This window comes from Brevibacterium mcbrellneri ATCC 49030 (genome assembly GCF_000178455.1).
GTDB classification, from domain to species: domain Bacteria; phylum Actinomycetota; class Actinomycetes; order Actinomycetales; family Brevibacteriaceae; genus Brevibacterium; species Brevibacterium mcbrellneri.
Genome location: NZ_ADNU01000001.1, coordinates 1 through 23,005, shown reverse-complemented (window position 1 = coordinate 23,005; position 23,005 = coordinate 1). Strand labels below are relative to the sequence as shown.

Genomic DNA, 23,005 nt, shown 5'->3' with positions numbered 1-23,005 from the left:
GGGTTAGAGGCGTGCGGGGTGGTTGGTGTTCCCGCCGAGGTGGGGGTAACTGTGCCCTGTGTGGCTGGTGAAGCGTTATCTACAGACATGGGACAAGTCTTGAACACTGTTCAGTTGAATGCAAATGGAGTGGGTTGTGAGTGTTGCGTGACCCGCACCCCCAGCCGTCCAAAGCCCCACCCTCACCCCAAGTTTTATCCTGCGGAACTTTTGCTTCACCATGTATATTTTTCTGTGATGTAGGCAATAGCTTGCGGTCACTGTCGACCCCGATAGAAGGACACAATGATGGCGGAACTTAAGAAGTCTTTGAACATGTTCCAGCTCTTAGCCTTCGGCGTCGCCGGCGTCGTGGGCACTAGTTGGATCTACACCAACTCCAAACTTTTTGCCGAATACGGCGCTGGCGGTGTGATCTTTGGTCTGATCGCTGGTGTGTTGTTGGCTGCGTGTGTGGCGCTCGCATATTCGGAGCTGACCACCACGTTCCCACGTGCCGGTGGCGAGGTCGTGTACTCCTACACCTCGATGGGCCGAGGCGCCGCATTTATCACCGGGTGGATGCTGTTGGGTGCGTACGTGTCTTCGTTGGCGTTTTACGTCACCGCGTTTGGTTTCCTCCTGGCGAAGTTCGTGCCGTGGGTCAACACGATCCCGCTGTACACCATTAACGACGAAACCGTGTACCTGCCCGTACTGCTCATCGGTATCGCGCTGACCGCGGTTTTCTTCTTGCTCAACTGGTTTGGGATCGAAGTGGGCGCGCAAGTGCAGATGGCCATGTTCGCGGCGATCGTCGTGATTGGTCTGGCGCTGGTTGTGGTGGGGTTTACCACGGGTTCACCGCAGAACTTCTTCCCCGCGTACGCACCTGATGCGCAACCGGTGGCCGACACTCTGCGCTTCATCATTCCCGGTATGACCTTCTTGGCAGGTTTTGGTCTGGTGGCTGTCTTGGCTGAGGACGCCAACGTGTCACCGCGCAAAGTTGGCCGCGCCGTAGGGTTCACCGTCCTTGCTGCCGGAGGTTTCTACTGCCTGGTGCTGGCCGCTACCGCCTGGGTGTTGCCCTGGCAGGACGTGGCAGAAATGGACTTGGGAACCGTGTCAGCTTTCCGTGAAGCTGGGTTCGCGTGGCTGGGTGCTGGCGCCTACCTGATCGCGTTCTTGGGTCTGCTGACCAGCTTCCTTGGGCTGTTCGTAGCCAGCTCCCGCATCATGGTGGCAATGGGGCGCGCCCACTTGCTACCACCTCGGCTGGGGGACATTGACGAGCGCACCGGAACGCCACGCAAAGCCCTCATTGCAACCGCGGCCGTCACGCTGGGACTGGGGTGGCTGGGACCCGGCGCGGTGGTGTGGTTCCTGGACACCGGAGGGGTGTACTTGGGGATTGTGTGGTTCATGGTGGTGCTGGCGAAGTACTTGACACCTCGGCGGTATCCGGAGCTGGAGCGCCCGTACCGCACGCGCTGGGGTTTCCTGCCCGCGATCGGTGGAGTGGGTGCGTTGCTGGTGATCGTGTGGGCGATTGTGCCGGGCACGGGGTCGTCGCTGGTGTGGCCGTCGGAATACATCATTCTGGGTGTGTGGTGTGCGATTGGTGCCGTGCTTTATGCGGTGGCCGCGAAGAAGCAGATCAGCCGAACCGAAGGGCTCAAAGCCCTGTTGGGTGACTCGTACGCGCACCTGCACCGGCACGAGGTTGAGGCTCAACAGCGCAAGTCACAACAGCCTAAGAAGTAGTCGCAGACACCAGCCCCTCGAGCGCAACCGCAGCTCCCGCAACCCCCACGCTCACGAAAGGACTCACCGTGTCATTCGCCCCGTCCGTGCTCACTCAGGTGTGCGAAGAGTTAGAGGCTGAAGCATCGGCGGGAGGTGTCACGCAGCTGGCCTACGGGATCGTGTCCGGTGGCCAGTTGGTTGCCCAACGTGACCCGAATGCGATCTTCCGGATCGCGTCCATGACCAAGTCATTTACGGCGGCAACGGTGTTGGGCGTGTGCCGAGGTGTCATTCCGGTATCCGGTACCGCACCTTCGTTGGATGACGAGTTGATGGACTGGTTGCCTGACCTGCGGGAATCGGCGTGGGCTGCCGGGATGACGGTGCGCGATGCGCTGACCATGTCAACGGGGCTGCCCAATGACGACCCGTGGGCCGACCGCTTGGAGTCCTTGAGTGACGCCGGCATGCGTGACCTGATGAGGCGGCCTGCGGGCACCAACTTCGTGACGGGTACCGGATATGAGTACGCCAACTACGGGTATGCGTTGTTGGGTGCGTTCGTGGAGGCGGCCACGGGCCGGGAGTTTACTGAGGTGGTCGCCACTCATCTGCTCACGCCCCTGGGGTTGGAGTCCACGGGGTTCGATGTGCGTGAGCTGGACCAGGACAGGCTGGCCACGGGGTATCGGAAGAATCTGGCGGGCGAGTTGGAGCCGCAACCTTTCACGTTGCCCGGTGCGTTTTCGGCGATTGGTGGGTTGGCGTCCTCGGTGCGTGATGTTGCCCGCTGGATCAATGTTCTCATGACGGCTGTGGACGGAACCGCGGTAGCAGGTGAGTCGGCTGGTGACGCCGCCGGGCTGGCCACCGCGGCAGGTGAGGCCAGCGGGGAAGGTGGGAGCGACCTCGGCGAGTTTCCCCTGGGTGGCAACCCGCGCGAGCAGCGCACGTGGCGCCGGATTCTGGCCGACCTGCAACAAGCGCAACGGCTCCTCAGTGTCACGCGCAACGCCCGTGACGCGGTGGTGACCGCGGGTTACGGGTATGGGCTGCGGTGTTATTTCGATACGGAGTTGGGGCACTGTGCGGGGCATTCGGGCGGGTACCCCGGGTTTTCGCTGCACATGAGGTGGCATGCGGCAAGTGGCACGGGGGTCGTGCTGTTGGCGAATGTGACTGGTTTCCCTGCCGAGGCGGTCGCCACCAACGCTTTAGACGCGCTGGTTTCGGATGTGCGCGGCCGAGGTGACGGATCAGTTGCGTGGCCCAGGGCTGAAGCGTTGGAGGAGACTCCGGCACGTCAGGGTGTGGGCGCCTCCGGCGGTGGTGACGCTGGGGCTGGCGTTGTGTATGCGGTGGACCCGGTGTGCAGTTTTGCGCCGTCGCGCGAGGCGCGCGAACGGGTCGCGCAGGCTGAACGAATGATTGCTGCGTGTGATGATTCGGGGGCTGACCAGGTGTTTTCAGACAACATGGACATGGATGTGCCCAGGGCTGAGCGCCTGACGCACTGGGCTGAGGTGCGTGAGTACGTGGGCGGTGAAGGTTCGGTGGCTGCCGGGCTGGGAGGCGTTGAGGTCACGTGGATCAATGCGCACGGGGCCACATGGAAAGTGTGGGGCGAGGAGCGCGATGGTCAGCAGCGTGGACGCGAAGTGACCATGAAGCTCAACGCAGCCGGGATGATCCAAAAGTTGAAGGTGACAAAGCTTTAGCTGGGGCATGTTTTCAACTTCCCACTTAACTTCCCACTCGACTTAACGCTTTGGGAAGCTGAGTGGGAAGTTAAGTGGGAAGCTTGTGGGGAGTTCGGTAGCGCCGGACTTTTTTGCTGAGTGACTATGTCTTGATGCGGTAGCGCTGCCGAGGACTTCTCAGTGGTTCGGTGCGCTCGACGACATCTTCGGCGATGAGTTCGTTCACTGCTTTTTGCACTGCGGTACGGCTCAGTTTTGTGCTCTTCACCAGCTCCGATGTAGAGGCAGAGGCCTGACCCTTCAACGCGGTGAGCACTTGGTCAAAGGCGCTTGCATAGCGTTCCTTTTCTGCCACTCTCCGCCGGTGAAAAACAATGGTGAAGCTGTCTAGCCGGTTGATGTACTCAGGCGGTGGCATGCGGGCATCGGCAAGCGAGCGTTGAATGACAGCGATGCCCGTGCCCCTGTTTTCAGCAACAACACCTGCTCCGCCTCCTTCGGTGTGAAATTTCACGTCTTCAAGAAACGAAGAGAGGCGTTGGTTTCGGGTTGAGCTCACGCCTGGCTCCCCGAGATTTCTGACAGTCACGCCTCCGTACAATCCTCCCGGACTCGTGATTTCGAGGCGATCAACGAACATGTTGATTTGCACCTGGCTGCCTTGCGCGTAAGGCGAGTAATCGCGGTGCATGAGGGCATTCACAAGCGCTTCGCGTACTGCGATAGGAGGGTAGTCTGGCAAATCCGAGCGATACTTTTCGCCAATGAGCGCGGCAGTGCGCATGTTGTTTTTGACGACTTCGATGCCTTCATCGACGAGCTCAGGGATGGTTCCGGTGAGGGTGCGACTGTCGAGGAGACGAATCCCTTCAGTGACAGAGCCCTTTGTTGTTCCCGGGAAGCTGGCAAAAGTCACCGTGAGGCGCGGATAAAACTCCTGTGGGTACTCGCCCATGACAAGAAGGGACGCCAGGGTTGGGTGTCCGTCCTTAAGGATGCGCAGACGTTTCATTGCGGTTTCGGTGCCGCCGTTAAATGTTTTGGGGCGACGTTCGCGCTGAACAGCCATGTAGGCATTCACGGTGTCTGAATGCAGGTCTTCAAGTTGTGCTTCTGGTACGGGTTGTTCGTCCCATTTGGGTTGTACTCGTTCTTCAATGAGGCGGTCGACTTCGTATTGTGTAAGTCGGATGTCGCCGTCGCCAACCCGTATATAGCTACCGCCATATTTTCCCTGATCAGTGACGTAACAGGGCTTGTCCTCGGAAGTCATCTCATTGACTTCCGCTACAACAACTAAGGAGTCTTCAAAGGGAACTGTGTCGATGAGTGGGCGTACAGGGGGTGTGGTTTGGGTGCATCGAGTTTCCAGTGCGTCCTGAGCTTTCGCTGAATCGAAGCCTTCCACGGGTAAAAAGCCGTTCGACTCATCCAGCCCCAGGATGATGAGGCCACCGTTGGCGTTTGCGAACGCGCTGAGGGTTTCGCGAATTGACTTGCCAACATTGCTCTTGACTTCGGTTGGTTGGTTGTCCGTCCCTACCAGCCGCAGTGTGTGGACGATTGACTCTAAGCGTTCGGTGTCCATGGAGTGCTCACTACCTTCCCACTTAACTTCCCACTCAACATAACACTTTGGGAAGCTGAGTGAGAAGTTAAGTGGGAAGCTTGTGGGGAGTTCGAAAATTCGACGCGGAAAGGCTTCCAAGCCACCTTTCCAAAGATCGTGTTTAACCTGGGCAAAACGAGCTAGGAACCCAAGGATAATGATTATCCTTTGGTGTGCACGCGCTGAATCCAAGGATAACCATTATCCTTGGATTAGACGGTGGTTGACCTTGTCCCAGCGTCAATGTTTACAGTCAAGCGTTATGACCATTTCATTGATTGACAGCGCCTCTGCGATGGCGCAGATTTTGGATGTAGCCCCCGATCTGCGGGCGGATCTAGCGAGAGAGATGTGGGCGCCCATGGCCGGCATGTACCACTTCATTCCTGACGGGCTAGATATGGCGTCCGTCCACCGTCAAAACTTCGGTTTCGACTGGGAGAACACTACGGACCAACTACACGAGGGTTTGAGGATGCTGGTGGAGGCTGATGCGTGGAGGCGAGTCGCTGGGGCGCTTGAGGCGGGAGTCGCCGCTTTGCAGGACGCCGATCCGAGCGTGATCGTGCCGGATCTCAAGGTGTTGCTCCTGCTCGGCGATCCAACCAACGACCATTTTCTCAATGAGGTTCAGGGCTTGTCGGGGTTCGGCGGAATCAGTGGCTACATAGCAATCACGGTGTGGCCCACCCAGCGCGTCCTCGACCGGCTCGAAGCCATCGCCGTCCATGAGCTTCATCACAATGTCCGCTATTCGCCCGGCGGTATCGTATGGAACCCCAACACAGTGACGGTTGGGGAGCACATCATCTCCGAAGGCCTCGCAGACACATTCGCCGCAGAACTCTACGGCGACACTGGATACACTCACTTCGTGGCGGATGCGACCCGCTCTGATGACCAGGTTCTTGCGAAGGTCGCGACCGGGCTTGATATCACCGGGATGCAGGACTTCGCGGCGTGGGTTCTCGGCGATGCCACAGCACAACGTTTCGGTGGTTCGCCGGTAGGCCTGCCCACCGGCGCTGGGTATGCTGCCGGAGCGAGGCTGGTTGCCGCGTACGTCGAAGCCGAAGGCACGACCGCGGCGCAAAACGTACGTACCCCCGCGGCGGAAATCCTGCTGCAGGCTCTGCCTCGCCTTGGTCTTGCACCGTCCGGGCGCGGCTGACGACTAAGAGGTGATGAGGAGTACGTGATGGAGTGGACCGTCAAGGAACTCGCCGAACGAGCAGGGATAAGTGGTCGCGCATTGCGCTACTACCATCGCATCGGGCTGCTTCAGCCCGACCGTGTCGGGTCCAACGGCTATCGCTACTACAGATCCGAGTCGGTCGCACGCCTACAGCACATCCTTCTCCTTCGAGACACAGGGATGGCTCTTACCGAGATTGCCACGGTACTCGACGCGCAGGATACCCCCAACGCTGAGATAGAAGCGCTTCAGGTCCACCTTCGGCGACTAGAAACGGACAGGCAGACACTTGAGCGTCGCATTACCGCAGTTCAGCACACGTTGAAGATGCGCCGAGAAGGTCGCGCGCCTCAGATGGACGTGATGCTCCAGGGCTTCAACGATGACTACGAAGCCGAGGTTGTTGAACGTTGGGGACGCGACGCGTTCGAAGCATCAAATCAGTGGTGGCATGGTAAGTCCGTTCGCGAACAACAGACATGGAAGGCTGACACGGAGGCACTCCTGGCGCGCTGGCGTGAACTCCAGGAAGCTGGCCACGAGCCCGATTCCACAGCCGCCCAAGAACAGGCGACCGCGCACATGAACTGGTTCGCTCAAATCCCTGGAACGCCAACACATTCCGGCGACAAAGAGAAGTCCACCGCGATGGTTCTCGGAGTCGCGGACCAGTACGAGTCGAATCGCGACTTTCACCTGACTTTCGGTAGCGAGGCTGCTGCACGATTCGCTGCCGACGCGCTCCGCAATCACATAAGGCACCTGCCGGAACACCGTGGCTAAGACGGCGAGCAGGAACGCTGCGATGCGCTCAAGAACAGGTGGCCTGTACCGAACCTGACACACTAACTGTGGAGTCGCACTAGGGTGCGCAAACGCTCCAGCCCAGGGGAAGCGGGGCCGTCAGCGGTAAGCTCCGCTAGAGCGGTCCGGGTTGCCACCTCGGCGGTGTGTTCATCCAGGTCAGCGCCGATCACCACCAGCGCGCTCCCGGCCACAGTGTCTTTTGCGCGAGAAGCAAAAACGTTGGGTCCCACCGCCTGCACCACGAACGCTTGCGTGCCCCGGCCGGTGGGCACGGTGACAAACCCCTTCGCCCGATACGCACCCGGCGGAAGGTCCTCGAGGAAGTTGAGAATCACCTCGGCGTTGACCGCGCCTGGCACCTCCACGGTGACGGAGTGGGCGTGCGTGTGGTCGTGAGAAGGCGCGTCGATCGAGGCGAGGCGTGCTTCGTCGCGCTCACGGTAGGAGGCCATGAAGAGGTCGTGGAGGGGAAGTTCGGTTTGTTGCCACTCGGGGTTGGCGGGGTTGGTTTCCCCGGCCGAGGTGGTAGGGGTTTTGGTGCTGGGTTCGGGTGACCCGTCGAAGAGTAGGTGCGGGTCGATCCTGCCCAGGACGGTGCTCACGACGTGTGCGCGAGGGTTGCGACTGTGTACGCGGTCGCGGATTTTGCTCATGTGTGCGTCGCGTTGGTCGGGTGGGATCAGGTCGAGTTTGTTGACAAGCACCAGGGTGGCCACGGCGTAGCGAAGTGGTGGAATGCCGCCCTGGTCGACGGTGGAAAAATGTTCGCACGCGTCGATCACGTCGATGACGCCGCCTAAGCGGAAACGACCTCGGCCCCAGCGGGAGACCAGGCGGGCCAGGGTGAGTGGTTCGGCGAAACCGCTGGCTTCAACCACGATCGCGTCGAGTTGGTGTTTGGGTGCGGCCATGGCGGCGAGGGCGTCCTCGAGGCCACCGGCGTCGGTGAGGCAACAGATGCAGCCACCAGAAATGGCGACTGGTTCGTTGACCTGATTGCTGATCAGTCCGGCGTCGATGTTGAGTTCACCAAAGTCGTTGACAATCACACCCACTCGCGCGCTGGGGTGACGGAGCAGGTTGTTCAGCACGCTGGTTTTGCCAGCGCCCAGGTAGCCGGTCAGCAGGATCACCGGGACGGGCGAGCGCACGTGGGTCAGGTTCGCGCTGGTAGGGGAGGTGGCTGGGGTTTCGGCGAGGGAGCCGGCCGAGGTGTTGGTTGGGGTGGGGTCAGCCGGGGTGCCGGCTGGCGTGCCGGAGCGGGAGTCGTGGCCTTGGTTCGTGTGCGTCACGCGATACAGGGTAATGAATCGTTGGCACCGGGGCTAGCAGGTGCGGTGATGGGACATGCTTGGCGGTGAGTGTGCTCATGCGTTTGGTGGTGGCTTCAAGCGCAGAAACTCGCCCAGAGCTTATTAAGGCTGCAGAATTAGTCGCGCGCCAGTCTTTCTGAGCATCCCAAACGTATCGACAGTGTTCACTTTCATTGCCTTACACACGTCGGGTATGAGGATTCGTCTACGTGCCCCCGGTTGCGACTTTTCCATGGTGGCAACTGTGTACCCGCGTGCCATGGCATAGGCGATTAAAAGGTAGTCGGCATGATTGTTTGTGAACTGATTGATGGCTACGGGTTTGCAATTCTGTGACTGTGCCCAGGTTGAAAGCTCGCGGAAGTGGCTTGGATGTCTATTGGTTTGAAGAATGAGGCGTGGGTGTCTGCCCATTCGGCGAGCTCGTCTTCGCCTACGAGAAGCTCACTGCGCACTGCCTCGATACTGCAGGCAATAGATTGCTGATGAACCAGCCCGAGCCACGTCCAAAAACCAGGAGCGATATCAGCTGGGTAGTATCGGTTCTTGGCTTCGATGAAAACGTTGGAGTCGAGCAAGTACATCAGGCTATCCCCAGTTCGCTGGCCATGGTGTCGAACGTAGAGCGTTCCTTTGTGCCCAGTAATTGATATGCCTGACGATATGCCGTAGACCCTTCCATAGCACTTGCAATAACGGCGCTGGCAAACGTGCGACTAAGCCGAATGAGTTGAGTGTTATAGAAGTTGCCTCCAGCTTTTGACGGCTTTTGGGAGGCTAGGATTTCACCGATTCTCTTTTGCTCGGTTACATAGCGTGCGCGGTATTCCTCCCACGTAATCAAGTGGGCGTCGAAAAGCCGCTTGAGAATAACCAAGGTACTGACCTGGAACGTGTTGGACAAACGTTCGAGCTCCTCAACAGATTCTTCTCCGGAAAAGTCATGTTGTAGAGCATCGAGCGGTACTAGAACTTCGGCGGCAACCTGATTGCACCACTCTTCTTCATGCACGCCGTTTTCCAGGTGCGTGGAAGCGTCAGACAAGGTGCTGGAGCCCAAAATGATATGTGCGAACTCGTGAATCAGGGTAAAAATCTGTGCCGCTTTTGTGTCAGCACCGTTGACGAAGATCAACGGCGCTAAGGGGTCTGCAAGTGCAAAACCTCGAAACTCTTGTGGGTTGAGTTTACGGTGGGTGTTCGTACCAACAACGCCGTTGATCATGACTAAGACCCCAAGGCCTTCAATACGGTCAATCAGGTAGCGAATCGTCTGCTGCCGACTGGAGGCAACGTGACCCAGGCTCGGCAGATCCAGCTTCTCCCTCATGTGACGCGCCACAACTGTAGCTGGTGTTGCCGTGGTCACGTGTGGGATGAGGTTTGGCGGTTCTACATCGTTCGTCTGCACGTATGTCCGGTACCAATCCTGCCGGTCCTGGCACAAATAAATCGTGTCGAGTAGATCCGCCGAGGGTCGTGTTACCTGCTTATTGCCGAACGTTCGCATGTCGGGAATGGGAACGGTTTCATCCGGAGGTTCCGGTAAGAACATGAGCCCTAAGGGAGCGTGGGTATCGCGTGCGAACTTCTCGAGTTGTTTCAACGTGGGTTTTTTCACCCCAGCGACCCAGTCGCTAAAGCTTGGAACACGATCAATCGTAGTTTCGCGGTCCCACCCGGCTCGTTCGACTGCCCACTCTAAAAGCCTGGGTTGAACATCAACTCGAACGCTCATCGTTTGCACCTCCTTTCACGATCCTGAGTCATGTGCTCACCTACTCAATGCGCATAATTTTACCGGGCCGAAATCGGCAACACCGGGTTTTCCACAGGCCAGTGGCAGCCAGAAAACCCATTCCCTAACGGACCACATTTGGCTACGCTTTTCGTATGGGACTGACAACATCACTGCTCCTCACAACGGAACCCGTAACGCCCCAGCAACTCGAAGCATGGGGACTTACCCCCACACAGGAGAAGGGCGACCTGTGGACTGCATTCCACGACCCTGCGAACCAGTTCTTTGCGGTGACGCGCCCCGGTGACTGGACCATTCTGTGGGACCCGGAAATGCTGATCGCACCCCACTTCGAAACCGACTCGATCACCCTGCCTGGCACCTGGCACGTCGCGAGCACCGTGTCCTCCATGAGCTTCGTGGATTACCGCGTGTTCGTCGACGGCACTCTCGTTCGGCACCTGCTTGCCGGTGATGAGGAGCTCAACGAAGGGACGCCGGTCGTTGACGAGTCCGCGTTCGTGTTCCGTGAGGAAGGCGGGGAAGAAGAACCGGCCGAGGTGGATGGCGACCTTCTTATCCAGGAACTTCCGCGCGCCGTGGGTGCAGTGGGCTCAGGCGACGACGTATTTGAGGTTGAAGGGCAGTACTTCACGTACCAGTCGACTGCGCCGGACCCCAACGCAGAGCCGCTGGCGGACCCGCAAGGTGGGGGCGACCTCGGCGGCGGGGAGCCTCAGAAACGGTCCTTCTTTGGCAAACTGTTCGGTAAGAAATGAGCCCCACCACGCCCAGCCCGCAGTCGATCATCATTGTTGGCGGCGGAATCGTGGGCAGTTATCTGGCGTATGAGTGTGCGCTCGCCGGGTGGGACGTAGACGTTTTTGACCCGCAGCCAGAGCCTGCCGCCTCGTATGCGAACGCTGGGATTCTGGCGCTAAGTTACGCCCAACCCATGTCCAACCCACGCGCCCTTTTCACCGGGGCCAAAGCTGTTCTCGCAGGTGGGGAGGGGATAGAGCTCGCCACCCCGCTGACACCACGCACGCTGGGCTGGCTGTCGAAGTTCGCGTGGGCCTCACGCCCCGGACACGCCAAACGCCACATCCGCACCATCTACAACATGGCACGCACCAGCGTGGACCTCTACGCCGAACTCGAACAACGCGAATCGACCGACCTGCACCTGCGCCGCACCGGCTGGCTCTACGTGGCTACCTCACCGCAAGCCCTGCGCGCCCAAGCGCGCGAAGCCGCCACCGTGGCGCCTGCCGGGGTTCGCAGCCAGCTTCTCGACGCCACTGAAACCCGTGCCCATGAGCCTGCGCTCGCCAGCGACATCGTTGGAGGAGTGTTCTACCCCGACGACGTTTCCTTCCACCCCGGCCACGTCACCACAACCGTGCGCAACGCCGCCCAATCCCGAGGCGCTCGTTTCCACCAAGCGACCGTCACCTCGGGGCGCGCGGCCTCAGGTGCGGGAGTGGCGTCCGTGGAGACCGACCTCGGTGAGCATTTCCGCGCCCGGCACGTCGTGATTGCCGCCGGTGCCCAAAGCGACGAGGTGGCCAGGCTTTTTGGCGGGCGCGTTGCGGTGGAACCTGGCGTGGGCTGGAGCGTGGAGATCCCCACTGACGGGCCGGTGGCCTCGCGGGCGCTCATGAGCATTGACGACCACGTGGTGATCAACCCGGCGGACACACGTGTGCGCCTATCAGGGGGAATGCGGTTTGGCGGTGAGCCGCGCACAGCACCAACGCCTGCTGGGGTTGACGCCCTGGTGCGCGCCGCCACCCGCCTTGTCCCGGCGGTCGGTGAACTCGACCGGGAGGGCGCGGTTGCGCGGATCGGCGCCCGCCCCATGACCGCGGACGGGTTGCCGGTGTTTAAGGAAATCGGCCGAGGTGTCACAGTCCTCACCGGTCACGGCACCTTAGGAATGACGTTGGCGCCGTTTACGGCTCAGCGGGTGTTTGACCTGTTGAGTAAGGCCACACGCCTAGACTGAAGTCATGAAACGGGTTGAAACAGCCAAAATTCATGACCTGCGATCCGGTGACGTGGACTATCGTGGCACCGAAATTCTGGTAGACCGTTTATGGCCACGCGGGGTGAAGAAAGACTCAGTGAATCTCCTCGCGCACCTCCCCAAGGTCGCGCCATCACCCGAGCTACGTAAATGGTTCGGACACGACCCGGATAAGTTCGAGGAGTTCAGTCAGAGGTACTGCAACGAACTCGATCAACAGCTGGCCGAACTCAACGAAACTCAACGCCCTCACCAAACGAACACTAACGCGGTCCCACGGAACATAGATGTGCCTGACGACGACCTCGGGCAACTATCCCTTCTCATCGATACAGTGCGCACCAGCGACACGCCAGTGGTGCTCGTGTATGCAGCCAAGGATCGCACTCACAACCACGCCAACGTGCTCGCTGACTGGCTCAACGAACACATTTCGTAGCAACGGCTTCACCCAAACACTCCGCGGAAACTGCGACGACCTCGGCCAGAAAATGCCCGAGGTCGTCGCAAGTAGCCAGTCGACTTCCGTCAGAGTGGGGCCGGGCCAAGTAGCCAACCGGACTAGCCCAACCGGCACGGACCACGCAGCCAGCCTTGTAGAACTCCTGCATGGTGTCTTCCTGCGTGTAGGAGTTGAAGTCACCCAACAGGAACACGTTGTTGGTCTGTGCCTTCTTCTTCATCACGAACTCCTGCGCCAGTGGAGCGGGCGAGTTGCGGTGGAACCCGGCGTGGGCTGGAGTGTAGAGATCCCCGCTGACGGGCCGGTTGCGCGGATCGGTGCCCGTTCCATGACCGCGGACGGGTTGCCGGTGTTTAAGGAAATCGGCCGAGGTGTCACAGTCCTCACCGGTCACGGCACCTTGGGAATGACGTTGGCGCCGTTTACGGCCCGGCGGGTGTTTGACCTGTTGAGCACAAGTGCTGAGTGACGTGGCACACTGAACCTATGACCAACGAAGCTCACGCACAGAAACCCACCACAACCACCACCGTCCGTGTGGCCGTCGAGAACACCGTGGCCACGGTGTTGATCGACTCGCTCAAGACTCGCAACGCGCTATCCGTGCCCGTCATGACGGACCTCATCGACGTATTCACCAAACTAGGCGAACGCAGTGACGTTCACGCGATCATCCTCAAAACCGCAGGTCACGTGTTCAGCTCCGGCCACGATCTGAAAGAAATCCGGGGCGCAGACCTCGCCACCCAGCAACACACTTTCGACCTGTGTTCCCAGCTCATGCTGCTCATCCAACGGATCCCGCAACCCGTCATCGCTCAAGTGCAGGGTGTGGCAACGGCGGCCGGTTGCCAGCTGGTAGCCACGTGCGATCTGGCGGTGGCTGCCACCTCGGCGAAATTTGGGACACCGGGGGTGAAGATCGGCCTGTTCTGCTCCACCCCGCAGGTGGCACTCAGCCGAGCCGTCCCGCGCAAAACCGCACTTCGCATGCTGCTCACCGGCGAGCTCCTGGATGCAAACGAAGCCCTGAATTTTGGCCTAGTCTCCCACGTGGTGAGCGAAGAGGAACTGGAAGATGCCACGCTCGCTGTCGCACTGTCGGTGGCCAAGGCTTCCAGCGCCACGGTGGCGGTGGGCAAACGCGGTTTCTACGAACAGATCAACCTGAGCACAGAAGACGCCTACGCGCACATGGCCCAAGTCATGGCCAACAACGCGGTGGGCCACGACGCGCAAGAAGGTATCGACGCGTTCCTCACCAAACGCGAACCCCAGTGGCAAAACCGCCTGTAAAACCGTTTGCAAAACAACCGGCTGTAAGCTGCGCTAAACGAACGATACGGCGCATTATATTGCGCCGTATCGTTCGTTTAGCGCCGTCAGGCCAGGGCCACGTAACCCCCTACTTCAGGTCGAAGTCCACGATCGTGGGGTCGTGGTCGGATGACCTAAACGGTGATGGGTCGTAGAAGTTGGTCACGTTGTAGTTGTAGCGGGAGTACTCCAGGGCCACGGACTCACGCGAGTTGATGGTCCAGGTGTACGCCCCCTTCAACCCCTTGGCGGCGGCATCGTTTGCCAGCACGTGGTCCAAGCTCCCCAGCTGACCGCCGAACACGTAAGTCGGCTCAGCCTCAAACTTTTCGCCCGCGTCAACGTAGCCTGCCTTGTAGAACTCCTGCATGGGGTCTTCCTGCGTGTAGGAGTTGAAGTCACCCAACAGGAACACGTTGTCAGTCTGTGCCTTCTTCTTCATCGCATCGGCAAACGTGACCACGGCCTTGGCCTGCTTCACGCGGTCAGCGTTGGAGTTGCCCTGACCGTCACCAGAATCCTCGTTGCCCGGGCCCTTACCTGAACCCTTCGACTTGAAGTGGTTCACCACCGCCACGAACGATTCCCCTGTTGTTTTCCCGTCCTTCTTCAGCACGAACTCTTGTGCCAGCGGTGCGCGCGCATTCGAAAACGCCGGGTTATCCAGAATCTCCGAGGTGCCCTCAGTGTCAGCGTGCGCCGGCTGGTAGATAAAGCCGGTGCGGATCACGTCGTCACCCGTAGCTGGCACGGACTTAGGCGATGTCACAGCCGCCCACTTGCCGTACCCAGCCTGCTTGTTGAGCTGACGCACCAGGTAGCTAATCGCGAAGTCACGGTTCTTGCCGAACTTCTCCGAGTTCTCCAACTCTTCCAGCGACAGCACCGCAACGTCCATCTGGTTGATCGCGTTGAGGATCTTGATCTGCTGGCGGCTCAGCGACTCGAGGTTCGCTGCCCCGCGAGCGTCACAGCCTCCGTTGACGGTGACGGGGTTGCCTTCGCGGTCCTTGTAGTAGGAGCAGCCCTTGAGCTGGTCACCGGTGGTGGGGAAGAAGTTGAGCACGTTGAAGCTCGCGAGTTTCCCGCCGGACAGTTCCGGGGAGGCAGGGCGGTCGTTGCCGAACTTGGCAGGTTCGTCGACTCCCGCCTCGGCGTCCGTGAGTGCCCCCACGGGCTGCAGGCGCCAGGCTTCGTGGCCGTAGCTGAACACTGCCGCCGAGGTGAACGTCACCTCCGCGCCGACCCTCACCGGCTGTTCGTTGTCCAGGTAGGAAACCGGGGTACCCTGCGCCTTGGTGAGAAAGTTCAGGGTGGACCCGTCGTCCAGCAGGTAGGTGCGCTCGCTGTTGCGTTTAGCGAGGTCGGTGGCTTCCTTTGAGCCCGGACGGAACTTGTCGGTGGGCTGGTAGAGCGCTTCCTTGCCGTTGACGAGCGCAACCTCGCCGAACTTGTTCGTCGAGTAGTTGTCCGTCACCGTGATGTCGCCGGTGGGCTGGACCAGCATACCTTCGAGCGACTCGCGGTTTTCGTCACCGGTTGGGATCTCACCTTCGTACGGCTTCACTTCCGGTGCAGCTTCCTTCAGCTGCTTCATGCCACCGGCCTTCACAGAAATCTGGGTGAGCCCGTAGAACTCGCTCACCTGCCCGTTGACCTGCACAAAGTCACCGCGCTTGACGTCCTTGACGGTGTCTGAGGAGTACACGAAAATCCCGTCAGACGGCCCGCCGAGGTCGTGCTCAGCATCGCCCGTGCCCGGGGTTTGGATGTAGTACCCGTTGAGTCCGCCCGTGGGGTAGGCGGCAGTGACGATCCCGCGGGTGGTCACGGTCTTGCCCACCATGGGGCTCTTGTCGCTGGTGCCCTGGATGTCTCGGATCGGTGTCACGTCACCTGGTTCGGCAGGGTCGGTGGGCTTGTCGGTTGGCTCCGGAGTTGGTTCCTCGGTTGGTTCCGTCGTTGGTTCTGGAGTCGGTTCCGAGGTCGGCTCAGCTGTCGGTTCGTCCGTTGGCTCAGGTGTGGGCTCCGATGGGTTCGGGTCGCCTGCACCTTCAGGCAACGTGCCAGGGGTGGGGGCACCTGCGACCCATGTGCCGTTGATCAGTGCAATCGACTTCCCCTTGCCGGCGGTCGCCCCGGTGGAGGTGGCGCGGTTGCCGGAGAGCACCTCGGGCGTGTGGGCACTGGACCCGGCCTCTACGCCAGGCTTACCCGCGTTGCCGCCGATCGTGTCAAAGGACGCGATCTTGCCCTCAGGGCTGATCAAGAACGCCGAGGCGCCATAAGCTCCATCGGTTTGCGCCCCGCTTTTGACGGTGTTCGTGATGGGGATTTCAATTGCGACAGCCCCCGAGTCGCCCACGACGGTGTTGGCGAGCGTGCGGACGTTGGTGGCGTCTTGGACGGTGCCACCTCGGGTGACTGTGCCCACCTTCCAGCCGTCCAACTTGGTGCCTGCAGGGGCTGCGATTTCGATGAAGTCGCCGGTGTTGTCGGCGTATGCGATTTCTGAAATGTAGATCTTGTTAGCCGCCAGCGCTGGCAGCACAGGCAGTGCTACCGAAGCGATCAGCAGGGCTAACACTGCGAACAGTGAGCGGGTTTGTGTGTGCGACATGAGTGTCCAAATCCTCGGGAGTGGGGATGGGGATAGGTGCGTGAGTATTGACGTTTCGACGCTAGTCGAATATGCGCCCAGGTAGGTGGTGTGATGTTCAACCTCAGTTGAACAGTTGGTTACGTGGGGTTGGTGACGCGACAGCGTGTCGAGTGCCCGGTCATTACAATGACACTAGGTGTTTTAGAGTCGACCCATTCGCCATGTGAGGAAACCCATGAAGAAACCAAGCGTTCTTTTTGTGTGCGTCAAGAACGGTGGCAAAAGCCAGATGGCTGCTGCTCTAGCACGTAAGAAGGCAGGAAATGCAATCGATGTGTTTTCAGGCGGAACCCAACCGGGAAATTCTTTGAATGAAGAATCGCGTAAGAGTGTTGAAGCGGTGGGGGCGTCGTTCAAAGGCGAATACCCCAAACCTATTGACCCTGATCTGTTACGTTCAGTGGACCGTGTTGTCGTTGTTGGTGGAACTGCTCAGGTCGATCAGGTTGAAGGCATGCGTGGTTCGGTTGAAACGTGGGACATCGACGAACCTTCTCTCCGAGGAATTGAAGGCGAAGAACGCATGACACTCATCCGAGATGAAATCAGTAAGCGAGTCGATGCCTTGATCGCTCAACTTACATCTCACTGCTAGACCACACCACTGATCGAACAGGAATTCTGTGCCTGCACCGTCCGCATCTGAAACTCCAAAACTCTCCGCGTTAGATCGCTTGCTTCCCGTTTTTATCCTTTGCGCAATGGCCGTAGGGGTAGCTCTTAGCGTGTGGGTTCCGCAGAGTTCAGACCTTCTGAACCGATTCAAGATCAGTGACATCTCGTTGCCGATTGCACTTGGCCTGCTGGTCATGATGTACCCGCCACTCGCAAAAGTCCGCTTTGACAAGGCGCGGGAAATCGCACGCGATCGCAAGCTGATGGTTCTCTCGCTACTACTCAACTGGGTGGCCGGGCCACTTCTCATGTTTGTGCTCGCGTGGGTGTTTCTGGCAAACGAGCCGGAACTGAGAACTGGTCTCATCATTGTGGGTCTGGCGCGATGCATTGCCATGGTGCTTGTGTGGAGTGATTTGTCGTGTGCAGACCGTGAAGCAACAGCAGTGTTAGTGGCGATCAACTCCGTGTTTCAGCTACTCATGTTTTCGGTTTTGGGTTGGTTTTATCTTCAGATCCTTCCGGGCTGGCTTGGTTTGGACACGGCTAGTGCCGACTTTTCGTTTTGGGCAATCGTCAAAAGTGTCTTGATCTTCCTTGGAGTCCCGTTGGCTTTGGGAGTTCTTTCGCGTGTATTGGGCGAGCGACTACAGGGAAGAGAATGGTTTGAGAACCACTTCATTCCACGTATTTCACCGTTAGCCATGCTGGGACTGCTTTACACGATCGTTGTGTTGTTCTGCCTTCAAGGAACACAGGTTCTGAACAATCCGTTGAGCGTGGCGCGGGTGGCTGTGCCGTTACTGGTGTACTTCGTGGGCATGTTTGCTGTAGCTCTGATTGCGTCTCGCGCATCAGGGATGAACTACGCGCAGAGCGCGTCGACGGCGTTTACTGCCGCGGGTAACAACTTTGAGCTTGCAATCGCGGTGACGATCGGCACGTTTGGTGCCACGTCACCGCAGGCCCTTGCTGGAACCATCGGACCATTGGTTGAAATTCCCGTTTTGGTTGGCTTGGTGTACGTGATGCGCGCGCTTGGTCCGCGTCTGTTCCCCGGGGACTCTTCGGTTCCTACCCCGAGGTGACACCCACCTCGGCGGTGGGAGGTAGGTAAGGCGTTCCGCGGGTTGAGAAAGTATTGCTGGTAGCGCATAGGTCGTGACAGTGTGCGAGTACTTGGCTACGCGATTCACAAGGAAGTGACGAAATGAACGCCATTGATCAATCATCTGCCACGAAAATGGTGCCCACGGTTACGGGCAGCATCCCGGTTGAGCAGTTGGGGAAGACCCTGGCGCACGAACACGTGTTTGTTGTGGGCGAGGAGTTTAGGCAGAATTACCAGGCTGACTGGGATGAGGAAGAGAAGATCGCGCAGGCTGTGCGTGATCTGAACGAGTTGAAGTCGTTAGGAATCGACTCGATTCTGGACCCCACCGTGGTTGGCCTGGGGCGTTATATTCCGCGCATCCAGCGGATCGCTGAGCAGATCGACCTCAACATTGTGGTCGCCACAGGTATCTACACGTACAACGAGGTGCCGTTCCAGTTCCACTATTCCGGGCCCGGGCTGTTGTTTGATGTGCCCGAACCCATGACCGAAATGTTCGTCAACGACATCGAGAACGGGATCGCCGGAACGGGCGTGAAGGCTGGGTTCCTCAAGTGTGCGATTGAAGAACAGGGACTGACTCCGGGTGTTGAGCGGGTCATGCGGGCGGTTGCTCAAGCGCATGTGCGCACTGGTGCCCCCATTACCGTGCACACCAATGTGCACAATCGCAGTGGCTTGGAGGCGCAGCGAGTTTTGTGTGAAGAAGGGGCCGATCTGACCAAGGTGGTCATCGGGCACTCGGGTGACTCAACCGAACTGGACTACCTCATGGAACTGGCCGACGCCGGTTCGATCCTGGGTATGGACCGGTTTGGTCTAGACGTGTTGCTGCCGTTTGAACAGCGCGTGGACACGGTAGCTGAACTGGCCAAACGCGGATACGCAGACAGGATGGTGCTCGCGCACGACGCTTCGTGTTTCATCGACTGGTTCGACCCGCAGGCAAAAGCTCAGGCCGTGCCCAACTGGAACTACCGACACATCAGCGAAGACGTGCTTCCCGCACTGCTTGAACGTGGCGTGAGCGAGGAGCAGATCCAGACCATGCTGGTGGACAACGTGCGCCGGTACTTCAGCTAGAGACCTGCGCTGGGCTCCGCCCGCCGAGGTGAGTGCCGGGCGAGGTGGTGCCGGTCGCCCCGTGCCAACCACCTCGGCCTTGGTAGGAAGTCCAGCCAGCCCTACCGGGTCACTGAGACGGGAAGTCGTCAGCGAGCGCGACCTCATAGCGCAAGTCCGAACATACGATGCGCGCTCCCGTGTTGCCGTCCCACGTGGGGTTAAGGCCTTGTTCTTTCAGCACTTCGCACACCCGGTGGCCGATGGTGCGGGTTTCTTCTTCCTGCGCGTTCGTGGAGGAATAGCCGATGTAGAGCGTGCCGGTGTGAATGAGCCCGTCAACGTCTTGCATGGTGCAGTAGGCGTAGCCGTTGGCGTTGATTTCGCGGGCTTTTTCTACGCCATCCTGTGCGGCTTCACCTTTGTCCCAGCCCTCGTCAAAGGACCAGGCGAGGTTGCGTTGTTTGAACGCGTCCTCAAGGCTCGCGATTTTTGTGGCGTCTTCCGAGGCGCGTGGGACCGCCCGCTTGTACTCGTCGCTGACCATGCGGATGAGTTCTTCGAGTGACTCGGGTTGAGGGTCGATGTTCGTTTCGCGATCCTGCCACGGGTCATCCTCAGGATCTTGCGTGTAGTAGGTGTACACCTCGTCGTAAGTGGCGCCGTGGCACAGCATGAGCGCGATGTCTTGCTCGATGGTTTGGGGGAAGTAGATGGCTTCAGATGGGGGATAAGCCGAGTTCAGCATGGCATGTGAAGTCATACTTTGATCTTACGTTGGGGGCGTGGCTTTCAGTTGCTCTACTACCCAACACATCGAACTGGATTTCCCTGAGTTGTGGTGGGCTGCTTTTCGTCCAGTTGCTCTACACTCCTGAGCTGTTTTGGACTTGCAGTGTAGAGTAATGGCCCGATTTTGGGCCTAAAACGTGAACAAAACGAACAAAAGTGGTGTTTACTCTACACACTGGTCCGAGGTGTGTAGAGTAAACTGGTTCAGCCCGCCCGCCGAGGTGGTGCGGGGCTGGTAGGTGAGTGTTGGCTGCCCAGTGCGGACCACCTCGGCCTTGGGAGTCCCGTAGCGGCACAGCGTGACGGCCGCTTACCCTTCTTTAGGCATCCAGAAACTGGTGACGTCTTTTTTGGTCTCAAGTTGGTAGTCGGTAAACGCGGTGGCCAGTTCGTAATCAAAAGGTTTGGCCCAGGGCTGACGGGCGAACATCTTGCCATGATCAGTACCCCGGCTTTTCATGAAGTCTTCAAAATGGATCATGGTGTGGCGTTCAGGGGCCATGGCCATGTGTTTCGACGCGGCTGAAAAACCGATGATGAACGTCCCGTGGTGGGTGAACATGGGTTGGTTCCATGCGATGCGCAACTCAAGCTCTGGGTAGGTGGACGCGACCCAGTCGAGGACTTCGACCATACGGTCGCGCTTGTCGCCTTGAGGGATCGTGCCGAGGAATTCGTCCAGTGTTTTCAACGCCATGGCTCAAACGTATATGAGAGATGCCGTGCCAGAGTTAAATCGCACATGACGGTGGGGCGTTAGTTGCGCTGGGCTGCTTTTCGTCCAGTTGCTCTACACTCCTGAGCTGTTTTGGACTTGCAGTGTAGAGTAATGGCTCGATTTTGGGCCAAAAACGTGAACAAAACGAACAAAAGTGGCGTTTACTCTACACAGTGGTTTGAAGCGTGTAGAGTAAACGGGTTTAGCTCACCTGAGGCCCCAAACCCCGCACGCCTATTGGTTCTTCAGTTCACCTCGGGGAGCGATCACAATCCGAGGATTCTGCTCAGGCCGCAACCAGGTAACCAGCGTGACCATTTGCTTCCCGGTCACGGAGACACACCCGGCGGTCGAACCTTTCCCGTGCTTGTGAACGAAGATCGCCGAACCCCGCCCCGCTTTCCTCGCCGAGTTGTAGTCCACCACGGCCACGTGACTGTACTGCGGGATTGTGGAAAACACCTCGGCGTCCTTAGCGGGGCAACTACGGTTAGGCACGCTCATCCACGTGTTGTAGTGGAGCGAACCAGACCGTGAACACCACTGGTCGTTGTGGTCGGCGCGGCGGTATTCGATCCTTGTACCCTTGGGTTTCGCCTTGGTCCCAAAGGTGAATGGGATGCGGTATTGCCCCATGGGCGTCTTGCCGTCGCCTTCCCGCTTGTCCGAGGCGGTCGCCAGTCCCTTGTACCCGAACCGGGCGTCTTTGAAGGTGTGTGTGCGGTGCCAGCGTTCGTCGTTGCGGAGTTCCCACAGTTCTACGGTGCCGGTTTTGGAAGATCGGGCCGAGGTGTGTGCGATGACGATCTGCCGGCCGCCTTTGGGTTTGATTCCGTGCGGGAGACCGTATGCGAGCACGCCAGTGGTGATGGTTCCGCGCTGGAACTTTTGGCGAAGTTTCCCGTCGTTGCCGATCCACGCGCTGCCGGTGGGGTAGCCGTACTTGCCGCGTTCCCAGTTGTTGTTCTGCCAGATCCAGCGGATCGCACCCCACGTGGCGTGGGCACCGGTCTTAGGCGACCAGTGGATGGAGCCGTTTTGGAACTTTTGGTAGCACCCACCGCCCCGCAGGCCGCAGCGAATGCTGCTAGTTGCTTTGCCTAGCTTCTTTGCGTGTTTCTTTGCCGCGGCGTTGATCTGGCTGGTGGCCTGCCGAGGTGGCGCAGCGTTAGCTGGTGTGGCGGCGATCACGGGTGTCAAGAGTGCGAACAGCGCGCACAGGGCAACGGCCAGTGAAACAGAACGATGGGGAAGCGTGTTCATACGAAAAGTGTACCGACCTTTTGTGGCGGCCGAGGTGAGGAGCGGAGCAGGGGTTTGGGGCTTTAAAATGTTTACGCGAAGGTGGGCACAAGGTCGCCCATCATGAATAAACAGGAGTCTGAGGGACGTAAGCGCCCTCAGGCTTTTCTTATCTGCGGCACTCGCTTCCTTCGAGTTACCCAACTACTCAACACATCAAACTGCTTTGAACCTGACCTGCTGGACGCCACCAGGCATTGCAAGGGGGGTGGTAGTTTGCCACCCCCTTGCAGTGCAGCTTCACGGCGTTGGCGGGGTCTTGGTAGCCGAGGGCGTTGGCCACGTCTCGGCCGCAGAACAGGACCTGCCCACCCGAGGTGATGGTTCGGATCGTGCCGAACTCGTGGTTGGTGAACGCTTGTAGCGCGGTCATGACCGGCTTCTATTCTGAGAGCCGGATAGACAATCGCGGGAGCGGGATGCGCCAGGCTCTCACCTGTCAGGCACGACAAGCACCGAAACCGGACACGGCGTGAGGAAGGCTCTTGCCCGTACGCCCCTGAGCACCGGCGAATTCGGACAGAGCATCAAGAGAAGCGCTGCGGCAGCCTTGACACGATCCACGCCGCTGGAGTTCCGGCATGAACCTGACTAGCTTGGGGATGGTCGTTCAGCTCGCCTCGACCTCGGTCGAGAGTTGGTTGGATCTCTGGTGTGGAGACGCCGACTTCGGTACGTGACGTTGACCAGACGGCCACGTTGAAGTACCGTAGGAGGTGATAGATCCCCGGTCAGGCCTCTAGTCCCGCAAGGGTCAATGCACAAATGACCGGGGCCTTTCATTTTCTAGGGAGCTCATGGTCAAGCGCTGGCTCAGTTACGACGAACAAGTCAAACT

The 23,005-nt window shown here is 59.2% G+C and carries 22 protein-coding genes and 1 pseudogene; 13 read left to right on the top strand and 10 right to left on the bottom strand.

The genetic code is table 11. From position 1 onward, the window contains the following. The first annotated feature begins 285 nt into the window (after nt 1-285). Nucleotides 286-1,746 carry an APC family permease gene (locus tag HMPREF0183_RS00110; RefSeq protein WP_005881406.1) on the top strand — a complete coding sequence of 487 codons (1,461 nt, stop codon included), beginning with the start codon at nt 286-288 and terminating at the stop codon, nt 1,744-1,746. Between the two features lie 68 nt (nt 1,747-1,814). Then, nucleotides 1,815-3,446 (top strand): serine hydrolase domain-containing protein, encoded by a 1,632-nt coding sequence (locus HMPREF0183_RS11905; protein WP_050775285.1) that lies wholly within the window; start codon nt 1,815-1,817, stop codon nt 3,444-3,446. A gap of 124 nt (nt 3,447-3,570) precedes the next feature. Here HMPREF0183_RS11905 and HMPREF0183_RS00100 read toward each other — a convergent pair whose 3' ends face one another. After that, nucleotides 3,571-5,016 carry an ATP-binding protein gene (locus HMPREF0183_RS00100; protein ID WP_040347463.1) on the bottom strand — a complete coding sequence of 482 codons (1,446 nt, stop codon included), beginning with the start codon at nt 5,014-5,016 and terminating at the stop codon, nt 3,571-3,573. A 283-nt stretch (nt 5,017-5,299) separates the two neighbouring features. Here HMPREF0183_RS00100 and HMPREF0183_RS00095 point away from each other — a divergent pair, with 283 nt between their 5' ends. Continuing rightward, nucleotides 5,300-6,208, top strand: a complete 909-nt coding sequence (locus tag HMPREF0183_RS00095; RefSeq protein ID WP_005881400.1) for a DUF2268 domain-containing putative Zn-dependent protease — start codon at nt 5,300-5,302, stop codon at nt 6,206-6,208. A 27-nt stretch (nt 6,209-6,235) separates the two neighbouring features. Then, the gene (locus HMPREF0183_RS00090) at nt 6,236-7,015 is read left to right on the top strand and encodes a MerR family transcriptional regulator (RefSeq protein ID WP_005881398.1); all 780 of its coding nucleotides are present in this window, start codon (nt 6,236-6,238) and stop codon (nt 7,013-7,015) included. A gap of 62 nt (nt 7,016-7,077) precedes the next feature. Here the strand turns inward: HMPREF0183_RS00090 and HMPREF0183_RS00085 are convergent, their stop codons facing one another. From HMPREF0183_RS00085 to HMPREF0183_RS00075, 3 genes and pseudogenes are all read right to left on the bottom strand, one after another. Continuing rightward, the gene (locus tag HMPREF0183_RS00085; RefSeq protein WP_005881396.1) at nt 7,078-8,331 is read right to left on the bottom strand and encodes a CobW family GTP-binding protein; all 1,254 of its coding nucleotides are present in this window, start codon (nt 8,329-8,331) and stop codon (nt 7,078-7,080) included. Between the two features lie 123 nt (nt 8,332-8,454). Further along, a pseudogene (locus HMPREF0183_RS13125) lies at nt 8,455-8,936 on the bottom strand (DUF4411 family protein). Then, nucleotides 8,936-10,090, bottom strand: a complete 1,155-nt coding sequence (locus HMPREF0183_RS00075; protein WP_005881392.1) for an ImmA/IrrE family metallo-endopeptidase — start codon at nt 10,088-10,090, stop codon at nt 8,936-8,938. Before HMPREF0183_RS00075 ends, HMPREF0183_RS13125 begins: the two are co-directional and overlap by 1 nt. A gap of 155 nt (nt 10,091-10,245) precedes the next feature. On the opposite strand from HMPREF0183_RS00075, the gene HMPREF0183_RS00070 reads away from it, so the two are divergent. The 3 genes from HMPREF0183_RS00070 to HMPREF0183_RS00060 are packed head-to-tail and all read left to right on the top strand — an operon-like array spanning nt 10,246 to nt 12,561. Further along, the gene (locus HMPREF0183_RS00070; RefSeq protein ID WP_005881389.1) at nt 10,246-10,872 is read left to right on the top strand and encodes a hypothetical protein; all 627 of its coding nucleotides are present in this window, start codon (nt 10,246-10,248) and stop codon (nt 10,870-10,872) included. Next, nucleotides 10,869-12,101: an NAD(P)/FAD-dependent oxidoreductase gene (locus tag HMPREF0183_RS00065; protein ID WP_005881387.1), complete on the top strand. Its 1,233-nt coding sequence runs from the start codon at nt 10,869-10,871 to the stop codon at nt 12,099-12,101. The genes HMPREF0183_RS00070 and HMPREF0183_RS00065 overlap by 4 nt, the downstream gene beginning before the upstream one ends. A gap of 4 nt (nt 12,102-12,105) precedes the next feature. Further along, nucleotides 12,106-12,561: a DUF488 domain-containing protein gene (locus HMPREF0183_RS00060; RefSeq protein WP_005881385.1), complete on the top strand. Its 456-nt coding sequence runs from the start codon at nt 12,106-12,108 to the stop codon at nt 12,559-12,561. Here HMPREF0183_RS00060 and HMPREF0183_RS00055 read toward each other — a convergent pair. Continuing rightward, nucleotides 12,542-12,805 (bottom strand): hypothetical protein, encoded by a 264-nt coding sequence (locus tag HMPREF0183_RS00055; protein WP_040347448.1) that lies wholly within the window; start codon nt 12,803-12,805, stop codon nt 12,542-12,544. The two genes, HMPREF0183_RS00060 and HMPREF0183_RS00055, sit on opposite strands and share 20 nt — an antisense overlap. A 48-nt stretch (nt 12,806-12,853) precedes the next feature. On the opposite strand from HMPREF0183_RS00055, the gene HMPREF0183_RS00050 reads away from it, so the two are divergent. Then, nucleotides 12,854-13,054 (top strand): FAD-dependent oxidoreductase, encoded by a 201-nt coding sequence (locus HMPREF0183_RS00050; RefSeq protein WP_169309642.1) that lies wholly within the window; start codon nt 12,854-12,856, stop codon nt 13,052-13,054. Nucleotides 13,055-13,071: 17 nt separating this feature from the next. Beyond that, complete coding sequence (locus HMPREF0183_RS00045) at nt 13,072-13,881, top strand: enoyl-CoA hydratase (RefSeq protein ID WP_005881381.1); 810 nt, start codon at nt 13,072-13,074, stop codon at nt 13,879-13,881. Between the two features lie 109 nt (nt 13,882-13,990). Here HMPREF0183_RS00045 and HMPREF0183_RS00040 read toward each other — a convergent pair whose 3' ends face one another. After that, nucleotides 13,991-16,522 (bottom strand): ExeM/NucH family extracellular endonuclease, encoded by a 2,532-nt coding sequence (locus HMPREF0183_RS00040; protein WP_005881379.1) that lies wholly within the window; start codon nt 16,520-16,522, stop codon nt 13,991-13,993. A 217-nt stretch (nt 16,523-16,739) separates the two neighbouring features. On the opposite strand from HMPREF0183_RS00040, the gene HMPREF0183_RS00035 reads away from it, so the two are divergent. From HMPREF0183_RS00035 to HMPREF0183_RS00025, 3 genes are all read left to right on the top strand, one after another. Then, nucleotides 16,740-17,159, top strand: coding sequence for an arsenate-mycothiol transferase ArsC (locus tag HMPREF0183_RS00035; protein ID WP_005881376.1), 420 nt, complete (start codon nt 16,740-16,742; stop codon nt 17,157-17,159). 106 nt (nt 17,160-17,265) lie between these two features. Then, complete coding sequence (gene arsB, locus HMPREF0183_RS00030; protein ID WP_005881374.1) at nt 17,266-18,267, top strand: ACR3 family arsenite efflux transporter; 1,002 nt, start codon at nt 17,266-17,268, stop codon at nt 18,265-18,267. Nucleotides 18,268-18,389: 122 nt separating this feature from the next. Beyond that, nucleotides 18,390-19,376, top strand: a complete 987-nt coding sequence (locus HMPREF0183_RS00025) for a phosphotriesterase family protein (protein ID WP_005881372.1) — start codon at nt 18,390-18,392, stop codon at nt 19,374-19,376. Nucleotides 19,377-19,485: 109 nt separating this feature from the next. On the opposite strand, the gene HMPREF0183_RS00020 is transcribed toward HMPREF0183_RS00025, so the two are convergent. The 4 genes from HMPREF0183_RS00020 to HMPREF0183_RS13115 form a co-directional block, all read right to left on the bottom strand. Beyond that, on the bottom strand, nt 19,486-20,118 hold the full coding sequence (locus HMPREF0183_RS00020; protein WP_156798008.1) for a DUF6891 domain-containing protein: 633 nt from the start codon (nt 20,116-20,118) through the stop codon (nt 19,486-19,488). A 339-nt stretch (nt 20,119-20,457) separates the two neighbouring features. Continuing rightward, the gene (locus HMPREF0183_RS13365) at nt 20,458-20,844 is read right to left on the bottom strand and encodes an iron chaperone (RefSeq protein WP_005881368.1); all 387 of its coding nucleotides are present in this window, start codon (nt 20,842-20,844) and stop codon (nt 20,458-20,460) included. 255 nt (nt 20,845-21,099) lie between these two features. After that, nucleotides 21,100-22,128, bottom strand: a complete 1,029-nt coding sequence (locus HMPREF0183_RS00010; RefSeq protein ID WP_005881367.1) for a L,D-transpeptidase family protein — start codon at nt 22,126-22,128, stop codon at nt 21,100-21,102. A gap of 187 nt (nt 22,129-22,315) precedes the next feature. Further along, nucleotides 22,316-22,450: a hypothetical protein gene (locus tag HMPREF0183_RS13115; protein WP_245527068.1), complete on the bottom strand. Its 135-nt coding sequence runs from the start codon at nt 22,448-22,450 to the stop codon at nt 22,316-22,318. On the opposite strand from HMPREF0183_RS13115, the gene HMPREF0183_RS13360 reads away from it, so the two are divergent. Beyond that, complete coding sequence (locus HMPREF0183_RS13360; protein WP_280990782.1) at nt 22,400-22,531, top strand: hypothetical protein; 132 nt, start codon at nt 22,400-22,402, stop codon at nt 22,529-22,531. The two genes, HMPREF0183_RS13115 and HMPREF0183_RS13360, sit on opposite strands and share 51 nt — an antisense overlap. Nucleotides 22,532-23,005 lie beyond the last annotated feature (474 nt).

Coding starts and splice junctions, on each gene's coding strand:
- HMPREF0183_RS00100 (WP_040347463.1), bottom strand. CDS start 5,016: ATGGACACCGAACGCTTAGAGTCAATCGTCCACACACTGCGGCTGGTA.
- HMPREF0183_RS00060 (WP_005881385.1), top strand. CDS start 12,106: ATGAAACGGGTTGAAACAGCCAAAATTCATGACCTGCGATCCGGTGAC.
- HMPREF0183_RS00035 (WP_005881376.1), top strand. CDS start 16,740: ATGAAGAAACCAAGCGTTCTTTTTGTGTGCGTCAAGAACGGTGGCAAA.
- HMPREF0183_RS00020 (WP_156798008.1), bottom strand. CDS start 20,118: ATGACTTCACATGCCATGCTGAACTCGGCTTATCCCCCATCTGAAGCC.
- HMPREF0183_RS00090 (WP_005881398.1), top strand. CDS start 6,236: ATGGAGTGGACCGTCAAGGAACTCGCCGAACGAGCAGGGATAAGTGGT.
- HMPREF0183_RS00040 (WP_005881379.1), bottom strand. CDS start 16,522: ATGTCGCACACACAAACCCGCTCACTGTTCGCAGTGTTAGCCCTGCTG.
- HMPREF0183_RS00065 (WP_005881387.1), top strand. CDS start 10,869: ATGAGCCCCACCACGCCCAGCCCGCAGTCGATCATCATTGTTGGCGGC.
- HMPREF0183_RS00025 (WP_005881372.1), top strand. CDS start 18,390: ATGAACGCCATTGATCAATCATCTGCCACGAAAATGGTGCCCACGGTT.
- HMPREF0183_RS00010 (WP_005881367.1), bottom strand. CDS start 22,128: ATGAACACGCTTCCCCATCGTTCTGTTTCACTGGCCGTTGCCCTGTGC.
- HMPREF0183_RS00070 (WP_005881389.1), top strand. CDS start 10,246: ATGGGACTGACAACATCACTGCTCCTCACAACGGAACCCGTAACGCCC.
- HMPREF0183_RS00055 (WP_040347448.1), bottom strand. CDS start 12,805: ATGAAGAAGAAGGCACAGACCAACAACGTGTTCCTGTTGGGTGACTTC.
- HMPREF0183_RS13365 (WP_005881368.1), bottom strand. CDS start 20,844: ATGGCGTTGAAAACACTGGACGAATTCCTCGGCACGATCCCTCAAGGC.
- arsB (WP_005881374.1), top strand. CDS start 17,266: ATGGCCGTAGGGGTAGCTCTTAGCGTGTGGGTTCCGCAGAGTTCAGAC.
- HMPREF0183_RS00110 (WP_005881406.1), top strand. CDS start 286: ATGATGGCGGAACTTAAGAAGTCTTTGAACATGTTCCAGCTCTTAGCC.
- HMPREF0183_RS00095 (WP_005881400.1), top strand. CDS start 5,300: ATGACCATTTCATTGATTGACAGCGCCTCTGCGATGGCGCAGATTTTG.
- HMPREF0183_RS00045 (WP_005881381.1), top strand. CDS start 13,072: ATGACCAACGAAGCTCACGCACAGAAACCCACCACAACCACCACCGTC.
- HMPREF0183_RS00075 (WP_005881392.1), bottom strand. CDS start 10,090: ATGAGCGTTCGAGTTGATGTTCAACCCAGGCTTTTAGAGTGGGCAGTC.